We start from the raw sequence: 8,347 nt of genomic DNA on the forward strand, positions 1-8,347 counted from the left end.
GGCAGTCTCTAGAACAAGAGACTGGCGGTACGTACTGGAGTGGCGTGATGCCGCTCCAGTACGGCGTCAGCGAGGTACGGAGCGCCAGCACAGGCAGGTCATCTGGACACCGCCGCCACGGTGCTGGATGAGCTGCCTGCGTCCACCCGCTTCCCGGAGTCTTCAGTTCCGGGTTGCTGAACCGGCAGGGCTGAATCCGGCGGAAGCCGTCCCAGGCCCGGTCCCGCTCACTGGGAGCCGTGAGGGCAATCAGACTGCTGCGGCCGCCTTCACAGGCTCCTTGCCAGGATTGCCTGCACGGTTTCCTCTCCTCCACCTCCGGGGCCTCTTCCGGACGGCCTCGCGCTCACGCGGGCGGGCCGACCGGCAGCGACAGGGTGGTCGTGGCGTGGTCGATCACGTGTGTCGCCGTCGCCGTCGCCGTTCCCGTCGCGGGGGCTTGGCCAGTGCCCAGGTTCCGGTCGTATTCGGGGAACGATCCGCCCGAGAGCTGGAGCCGCCGTCCGCGTCTACCACGCACAGGCGTGCATGCAGATCGGCGTGCGGGTTGTCCGAGGTCAGCCGGACGCTCAGCTTGGGGGTCCCATGAATCTCGGTCGGCTGGCCGAACGGTTCGGTGGTGAACGTGAGCACGTCGGGGCGCTCTTCGCGCGGAGCGTTGTCCCTCGCGCCACCGTCCGGGGCAACGCGTCGGCCGCCGACGGTGGGCGTCGGGGCAGCAGGGTCGTAGGTGAATGCACCGCGCCTGGGCGGGCCCAGTGCGGCATGCTGCTGACATCGGGCACAAGTTGGGGACACGCGGGCCCGGGGCTGACAGTGTCCCGTACGCCAGCCCAGCGCTCTGGCGGAACTGGCGGGTGATACCGACGTGCCCCAACGGGTGGCCCGGCATACGGAACACCGGCGAAGAGGACCCCACCACTCACCTTTCGACCACGAACTTTCCCGCTGGCAGTCTGGGCGATCGTGCTGTCGCTGCTCAAGGTGGCCTCTCGTTGTTCTGCGAAGCAGGAGTTCTGGATGGACGATCGGGTGCCGTGGCCGGCCGCGTCAGATGGGAGCACTGATCTGGGCGGCTCCCGGGTCAGGACTACTTTCCTCAGGATGGCCAGGGCCCCGGTGGTGATGGCCGCGATTAATGCACTTGGTCACGCCATGGCCAGGCCAGCACTCGAGATTCATGGCGAAGATCCACTCGGACAGGTCGCGCAGCTCGTCGGCATTGCTCTGATGGTTCAGGTCGTTCAGGAAGCCACAGCAGTCGTCCATAGTCTGAACGCGGCGGCAAAACACGACTGGTCGCGGAGATGGTTTCGCGTCGTCCCCTCGTGATCGGGGGTCCCTTGCCATGGCGGCGCTTCCCGGTCCAACCCGAAGCTCTGCACGAAATCCTGGGGCGTCGGCTGACAAAGGCCGTGCCTGGCCGGCGTTCCTCGGCTCAATCGGCTGCCCGCCGACCGAGCCGAGGAACTTCGCCTCGATCGATCGAGGTGGTCAGTCCGTAAGCACCTGCGACGTGAATGACCACGGGTCCGCGGCCGCCACGGCGTTGAGCGGGTCGGGCACGTAGACCAGGCCCTGCCCGCCATCCGCGTGCAGCACATGGCCGGTGACCCACGCGGCGTCACGAGAAGCGAGAAACGCCACCGCAGCGGCGATCTCCTCCGGCTCGCCCATGCGACCTTCCAGGGGCGTGGTGACCCTTACCTCTTCGGCGTAACTGTCCAACTTCGCGAACGGCGCCGTGAGCGGAGTGAGCGTACAGCCGGGGGACACGGCATTGACCCGGATGCCGTGCTCGCCGAGTTCGACGGCCGCGACGCGAGTGAGCATGATGAGCCCGGCCTTGGCGCTGCAATGGCCGCTGAGGCCGCGGCTCGGAAACCGCTCGTTGACCGACGAGATGCTGACGATCGATCCACGCACCGAATCCCGGATCATGCGCCGCGCGACCGCCTGGATGAAGTTGTACGCACCGACCAGCTCGATCTCCAGGATGCGACGGAACTCCGCGACGTCCTGGTCGACGAGGAGCGCGAGGTTGGCGTTACCGACAGCGTTGACGGCGACGGTCGGACACTCCGGCAACGACTCGATGAAGTCGGAGACCGCGGTGCTGTCACAGATATCGACCGAGCGTTCGGCCGACAAGTCCATGACGTGAACGGCCGCTCCCTCTGCCCCGAACCGCTCGATGCATGCCGATCCAATGCCGCGGAAGCCGCCGGCGACAACTGCGGTCTGCTGAACGAATCGCATCTTGTTCTCCCTGCACACCCATTGCCATCTCCCTGACTTAATTACATATCATAATCATGTTCTTGTCAGTGCTTCTTCCGCTCCTCCACGTGCCTCGCCAGAGTCCGTGTCCCCGGTTGAATCGGCTGGCAGCGCCGCGACCCCGGTGCTTTGTGCGGCTTGTCACCACGTCCGAGAGCCGGATGCCCTTGACCGCCGCGCAGAGCTGGCAGCGCACCGTCCATGGCACGTCGTAGCCCCGGTGGCGTTCGGCCGGCGCACAACCGCCCGAGGACACCGGCTGGGCGGCCTGATCGCCTGTCACCCCGCCCAGCCGGACTGCCGGCAGTCTCGGCCTCCGGCGGTCGAGCAAGGCCCGGGAAGCCTTCAGCTCCACGACGTGGTGGCGCCGCACACGTGACCATGCCTGTATCCATTCTTAGAGCCAGCGGTCGGTAGAACACCGTCCGGTCGAGCAAGCCGTGCGCACCGGGTCGACGAGACCCGGGACGTCCAACGCCTGGAAGAAGCCGCCCGGCACACACTCGACGCGACGGGCGTGCGGCTGAGAGATCCTCCGCCTCGATGACCTCAAGGCGGGTTCCAGCGGCTGCTCGACGGCGACGCCCTTGGGGGCTTGCCGAGTTCTGACCCATGTGCCATCCCTCGGCACGACTCCTCGCCGCCGCGCTCGAGGATTCCTAAGCTCCCATCGGCACGTGGCGATGGCGCCACGGCGGATCCAGGAGCAGCCGACCCATGATCAGCACCGCCCGCGCACCGCGACTCACGTTCGCCGACCGCATCACCAATCGTCGTTGGCATCTGCGCCCGGCCTCCCCGCTGAGCGTCGAGCCGGTGCGGGTGCCGATGCGCGACGGCGTGACGTTGCGCGCCGACGTCTACCATCCGGCGGCCGAGGCGCACGGCACGATCCTGATCCGGACTCCCTACGGGCCGAAGACGCAGGCCGCGGTGCCCCGCCAGCTCGCCGCCCACGGCTACCGCGCCGTCACCGTCTACAGCCGGGGCACCTTCGGCTCGGGCGGCAGCTTCGACCCGATGCGCGCGGAAGCCCAGGACGGGCAGGACGTCGTCGCCTGGCTGCGTCTCCAGCCCTGGTACACCGGCAGCTTTGCGACCACCGGCGCCTCCTACATCGGCTACACGCAGTGGGCGCTACTCAACGAGCCGCCGGAGGACCTGAAGGCTGCGGTCATCTTCGTCGGTCCGCACGACTTCGCGGGCCACACTTGGTCGACCGGCACGTTCCGCAACGATCTCATCTCGTGGTCGAATCTGATCGACATCCAGGAGACGGCCTCCATGCCCAAGCTCGTGATCGACATGCTCTCGGGCAATCCGCGCGCGAGGAGGGCGATGAAGGCCACGCCGGTCGTCGAGGGCGTCCGCAAGGAGTATCCGAAGCTCCCATGGCTCGTCGACCGGGTGTCCGACGGCGACCTCGCGTCGTCTCAGTGGGCGCCGATGCGGTTCAAGTCGGCGATTGACAAGGTGGACGTCCCGATTTTGCTCATCAGCGGCTGGCAGGACATCTTCCGCAGGCAGAGCCACCTCCAGTACCAGCGACTCCGTCAGCGCGGGATCGACGTAGCACTGTCGATCGGGCCGTGGACGCATCTGCAAGGAGCCGGGAACGCGATGATGCACACCGAGATGCTGCAGTGGTTCGACACGAAGTACGGCCGGCTCGACGTTCCAGCGCGACAGGCGGCCGTCCATCTCGAGGTGACCGGCGGAGGCGGCTGGCGCTGGTTCGGATCGTGGCCCCCCGCGCCCCGGACACTGACCCTGCACCCGGACGCTTCGGGCCGCCTCGGTGCGGAGCCGGCGGTCGGAGAGCGGACCTTCGTCTATTCCCCCGATGATCCGACGCCGAGCGTCGGTGGGAACGACTTCATGACGGGCGGCTACAAGCGCGACAACCGTCTCGCCGCGCGCTCCGACGTGCTGACGTTCGATTCCGAGCCGTTGACGGCCGATACCGAGGTCATGGGCGTGCCCGTGGCGACGATTGACGACCGTACCGAGCATGCCGATGCCGACCTCTTCGTCCGGATCAGCGATGTCGCGCCGAACGGGCGCTCGACGAACGTCACCGACGGGTACCTGCGCCTGCGGGCCGCGACCGGCGCGACGACCATCGAGTTGGACGCGGTGGCGCACCGGTTCGCCGCCGGTCACCGGATCCGCCTCATCGTCGCCGGCGGAGCCTTCCCGCTCTACGCGATCAATCCGGGCACGGGGGAGAACCCCATGACGGCGACCGTGCGCGTCGCGAACCGTCACACCGTCTCGCTCGCCGGAACCAGACTCGATCTACCCGTCGTCGGTGCGCGGTAGCCGCCGGCGTTCCCATTGGAGAGTGCGTCCTCCACTGGCCACCGTCACTGGGGGCGGTGGCGCAGATGGACAGCGTCGCCACCGGTGTCAAGGCCTCGAAGGGGTGCCGTTCGGAGCCTCTCCCTGTCCGGCTGTCCCGAGCCGGACAGGCCAGTGACGGACCCGGCGCGCTCATCGGGTGTCGTCACGGCGAGGTCGCTTGCCTTGAGCGCGCTCCAGAACTGGGGCGGCCGCCGCCAACGATCGGCTCGTCGGCGAGTGGTGGGGCGAACTCACGAGCAACTACTCGCTCCGGGGCTGCTGTTTACTCGGCTGCCGTAGCCGGACGGGGTGCAGGTGTCTTTTGCGTGTGGTGGATGAGGCCGCACTCGGCGCGCCCGGCCGGGTCGGGCCGGGCACGCCGTGTGCGGCCCCGCCGCTACGGGTCAGCCGACGATCGTCTTGTACTCGATGTACTGGCCCAGGCCGGTCGTGCCGAACTCCCGTCCGATGCCGCTGTTCTTGAATCCTCCGAAGGGTGCGTCGAAGGAGTACGGTGCGCCGTTGACGGAGAAGGTGCCGGTGCGGATGTTCCGGGCGATCTTCAGGGCGCGGGTCTCGTCGGCGGTCCACACACCGCCGCTCAGACCGTAAGGGGAGTCGTTGGCGATGCGTACCGCGTGGTCGTCGTCATCGAAGGGGATGACCACGAGTACCGGGCCGAAGATCTCCTCTTGCGCGATGCGCATGGAGTTGTCGACGTCGGCGAAGAGGGTCGGGGTGACGTAGTAGCCGGCTTCCAGGCCGGTCGGGACCTCGGGGCCGCCGGTGACCAGCCGGGCGCCCTCGCTGATGCCGGTCTCGATGTAGGAGCGCACCCGCTGCTGCTGGTCGGCCCTGACCATGGGGCCGATGAAGGTGTCGGGGTTCATGGGGTCGCCGACGGTCAGCGACTCGACGAGGTCCTTCAGCTTGGCCACGGCCTCGTCGTAGCGGCTACGGTGCACCAGAATCCGGCTGTGGGCGACGCAGGACTCGCCGTTGTTGCCGAAGGAGAGGAACTTGAGGCCCTCCACCATGGCGTCGAGGTCGGCGTCCTCCAGGACGATGGCGGCGGACTTGCCTCCGAGTTCCAGGCTCACCCGCTTCAACTGCTGGCCGGCAATGGCCGCGATGGTGCGTCCCGCGCCCGTGGATCCGGTGAAGGCGATCTTGTCGATGCCGGGGTGCGAGATGAGGTACTCGCTGGTCTTGCGGTCGGCGGGCAGGATGCTGACCACGCCTTCCGGTACGCCCGCCGCCGTGAGGATCTCTCCGAGCAGCAGAGTGACCAGGGCATTCTCGGGTGAGGTCTTCAGCACGACAGTGCAGCCCGCCAGGAGCGCCGGGACGATCTTGACGAGCGCGGACTGGTGCGGGGCGTTCCAGGGGATAACGGCCGCGACGACGCCCACCGGCTCGCGGCGCACCAGGATGCGGCCCGTCGCGCCCTCCGGCTGAGGCAGTTCCTCCTCCCACGGCAGTTCGGCGGCGGCGCGCAGGAAGGCGTCGGTCTGCTGGGGCAGTGCGGCCGAGGTCCAGCCGGTGAACCAGCGGGTGCTGCCGTTCTCGGCAGTGGTGAGGTCGGCGATCTCCTCGGCGCGCTGGGCGTAGAGCTTGTTGAAGCGGGTGAGGACCTCATGTCGTTCGGCCGGCGCCAAGCGCGGCCAAGAGCCGTTGTCGAACGCCTCGCGCGCTGCGGCGACGGCAAGGTCCACGTCGGGCTTGGTCGCTTCGGCAGCCAGGCCGACCAGGGAGCGGTCGTGCGGGGAGCGGACCTCCAGCAGATCCTTTTTGGCGGGCTCGGTCCACTGACCGCCGATGTACAGCTTGTCGTAAGTGATCACTGTGGATTCCTTCTCCGGTGGGTCGTCGTACGGAAGCGGAGGAAGCGGCGGCGGGTCGACATCGCGCCCCGGACCGGGTACGCCGGGCCGCCCGGTGTGGTGACCTCGGCGCCTTCCCCATCAACTTAAGAGAACGCTGTTCACTTAGTCAAGTGAACAGCGTTCTGTTAAGTTGGTGACGTGAACAAGCTGCCCGCCCACGTCCAGCGCGCCCGCAGGCCGGAACACAAGGAGCTGCGGCGCGCCGCGATCATGGACGCGGCGCGCTCCCTCGCTCTGGAGAAGGGCGTACGCGCGGTAACCCTGACCGACATCGCCGCACGGACAGGTATCAACAAGTCGGCAGTGCTGCGCTACGCCGAAACCCGTGAGGACATCTACCTGCGCCTCACCGCCGACTGCTGGGGGGGATGGGCCACCGCTCTGCGGGAAGCACTGGAGGGACGGACGGACGGCACCGCCGAGGAACTGGCCACGGCCCTGTGCCGCACCCTCGCGGAGCAGCCGCTCCTGTGCGACCTGCTGGCGCACGCGGCACTCCACCTCGAGCGCCACGTCTCGGCCGAAGCGGTCCTGGCGTACAAACTGGCAGCGCTCGCCACCCTGGACGACATGGTGGAGACCGGAATTGGCTTCCAGTCGGCCCTCGACGAGACCGCGACGCGGGAACTCATCAGCACCGTCAGCCTGCTCGCCGGCGCCCTCTGGCAGATTTCCACCCCGCCCGAGGCACTCGCCCGGCTTTACGAGGACGAACCACGCCTCGCACATGCCGTGGTCGACTTCCTGCCCCGCCTCACCAACTCCGCGTGCGCCCTGGCCGCCGGCCTGACCACCCGCGCCGGATGAGTCCGCACCCTCACCGCACCACCGGATGACAGACAGGCCCGGTGCCAGGATTCGCCGTCCTCGGGCGCGCTCAGGGTCAGGATCTCGCCGAGGTCGATGTAGGTCTGCAGGAAGCGGCAGGAGCACACAGATCCTGCGCGAACACACCACGCCGACAAAGATCGCTGCTGGGTTCGGGATCAGGGAGTCCACCGCCGACGCCTACACCACCGCGGTCATCGGCACAACGCCGCTGATGCCGCTACGATTCTCGGGCAGGTCTTCTTCGAAATCGCTGATGCCTTGCGGGCCGGACTCGTCGTCCACGGTGATGCCGCCGTCGCCAGTGCGCGCCGCCTCGCCCGGGAGTCGGACACTGGCCGGTGGCGCGATTATCGGGTCCATCTCCAAATCCGTGTTCACGAGCGCGGTACTCGTGCCGACGTTCGGCCCCCACAGAAAGTTGACAATGTCCGCGATTTGATCCCGGGGTAGTGTCTCGACCCGCTTCTTTTCCCTGAGAAGAAATTCTCGATCCCGCTGCATTTTGGCGCGCACGGTCTGCATGGCGAGCACGAGCCTGGGTAGTCGCCCCGCTCGACGACTGGCTCGTCATGGTGTTCCTGCCCCACCGACTCGACGACACCATCGACCTCATGGCAGCCACTGCCACCCCCGGCCACGACTCCGACAGCACAACCATCCAGCGAGCCCGCGCGGCGATCGCCGAATGCGACGCGAAACTCGCCACCCACAGCGCCGCCCTCGAAGCAGGCGCCGACCCCACCGTCATCACCCAGTGGATCACCGAGACCCAGGCCCGCCGCACCCGGGCAGAAGCAGAACTACGGGCCGCAACCAAAGGAGGAGGCGCCCGCATGTCGCGCGGCGAGATCGCCCGCCTCGTCCGCTCCATCGGCGACCTCGCCGCCGTCGTACGCCAAGCCGAGCGTGAGGACAAAGCGGAGCTCTACCGCCAACTCGGTCTTACTCTCACCTACGACTCCGGGAAACAGAAAGTGCTGGCTGAGATGGATCTCAACCAGCACTCT

The 8,347-nt window shown here is 67.7% G+C and carries 7 protein-coding genes and 2 pseudogenes; 4 read left to right on the forward strand and 5 right to left on the reverse strand.

What is annotated here, in order from left to right:
* Positions 1 to 396: 396 nt before the first annotated feature.
* On the reverse strand, positions 397 to 837 hold the full coding sequence (locus GA0115259_RS42695; RefSeq protein ID WP_093591815.1) for a CocE/NonD family hydrolase C-terminal non-catalytic domain-containing protein: 441 nt from the start codon (positions 835 to 837) through the stop codon (positions 397 to 399).
* Positions 837 to 1,064: pseudogene (locus GA0115259_RS42700) on the reverse strand (carboxylesterase family protein); the annotation flags it as partial. The pseudogene GA0115259_RS42700 and the gene GA0115259_RS42695, both read right to left, overlap by 1 nt.
* Here GA0115259_RS42700 and GA0115259_RS40045 point away from each other — a divergent pair.
* On the forward strand, positions 967 to 1,332 hold the full coding sequence (locus tag GA0115259_RS40045) for a hypothetical protein (protein ID WP_161230302.1): 366 nt from the start codon (positions 967 to 969) through the stop codon (positions 1,330 to 1,332). The pseudogene GA0115259_RS42700 and the gene GA0115259_RS40045 sit on opposite strands and share 98 nt — an antisense overlap.
* Positions 1,333 to 1,494: 162 nt before the next feature.
* On the opposite strand, the gene GA0115259_RS05800 is transcribed toward GA0115259_RS40045, so the two are convergent.
* Positions 1,495 to 2,259 carry an SDR family NAD(P)-dependent oxidoreductase gene (locus tag GA0115259_RS05800; protein WP_093591821.1) on the reverse strand — a complete coding sequence of 255 codons (765 nt, stop codon included), beginning with the start codon at positions 2,257 to 2,259 and terminating at the stop codon, positions 1,495 to 1,497.
* Between the two features lie 738 nt (positions 2,260 to 2,997).
* On the opposite strand from GA0115259_RS05800, the gene GA0115259_RS05805 reads away from it, so the two are divergent.
* A complete protein-coding gene (locus GA0115259_RS05805) occupies positions 2,998 to 4,602 on the forward strand; it encodes a CocE/NonD family hydrolase (protein ID WP_093591824.1) in 1,605 nt (534 codons plus the stop codon).
* 425 nt (positions 4,603 to 5,027) lie between these two features.
* Here the strand turns inward: GA0115259_RS05805 and GA0115259_RS05810 are convergent, their stop codons facing one another.
* On the reverse strand, positions 5,028 to 6,467 hold the full coding sequence (locus GA0115259_RS05810) for an aldehyde dehydrogenase (RefSeq protein ID WP_093591827.1): 1,440 nt from the start codon (positions 6,465 to 6,467) through the stop codon (positions 5,028 to 5,030).
* A gap of 180 nt (positions 6,468 to 6,647) precedes the next feature.
* Between GA0115259_RS05810 and GA0115259_RS05815 the strand changes: the two genes are divergently transcribed.
* Positions 6,648 to 7,316, forward strand: coding sequence for a TetR/AcrR family transcriptional regulator (locus tag GA0115259_RS05815; RefSeq protein WP_256097921.1), 669 nt, complete (start codon positions 6,648 to 6,650; stop codon positions 7,314 to 7,316).
* A 201-nt stretch (positions 7,317 to 7,517) separates the two neighbouring features.
* Here the strand turns inward: GA0115259_RS05815 and GA0115259_RS40050 are convergent, their stop codons facing one another.
* Entirely contained in the window at positions 7,518 to 7,862 is a 345-nt protein-coding gene (locus GA0115259_RS40050; protein WP_176732444.1) for a hypothetical protein, read from the reverse strand.
* A 47-nt stretch (positions 7,863 to 7,909) separates the two neighbouring features.
* Between GA0115259_RS40050 and GA0115259_RS05825 the strand changes: the two are divergent.
* A pseudogene (locus GA0115259_RS05825) lies at positions 7,910 to 8,347 on the forward strand (hypothetical protein); the annotation flags it as partial.

This window comes from Streptomyces sp. MnatMP-M17 (assembly GCF_900091995.1).
Lineage (GTDB): Bacteria > Actinomycetota > Actinomycetes > Streptomycetales > Streptomycetaceae > Streptomyces.

Coding starts and splice junctions, on each gene's coding strand:
- GA0115259_RS05805 (WP_093591824.1), top strand. CDS start 2,998: ATGATCAGCACCGCCCGCGCACCGCGACTCACGTTCGCCGACCGCATC.
- GA0115259_RS40050 (WP_176732444.1), bottom strand. CDS start 7,862: ATGCAGACCGTGCGCGCCAAAATGCAGCGGGATCGAGAATTTCTTCTC.
- GA0115259_RS05800 (WP_093591821.1), bottom strand. CDS start 2,259: ATGCGATTCGTTCAGCAGACCGCAGTTGTCGCCGGCGGCTTCCGCGGC.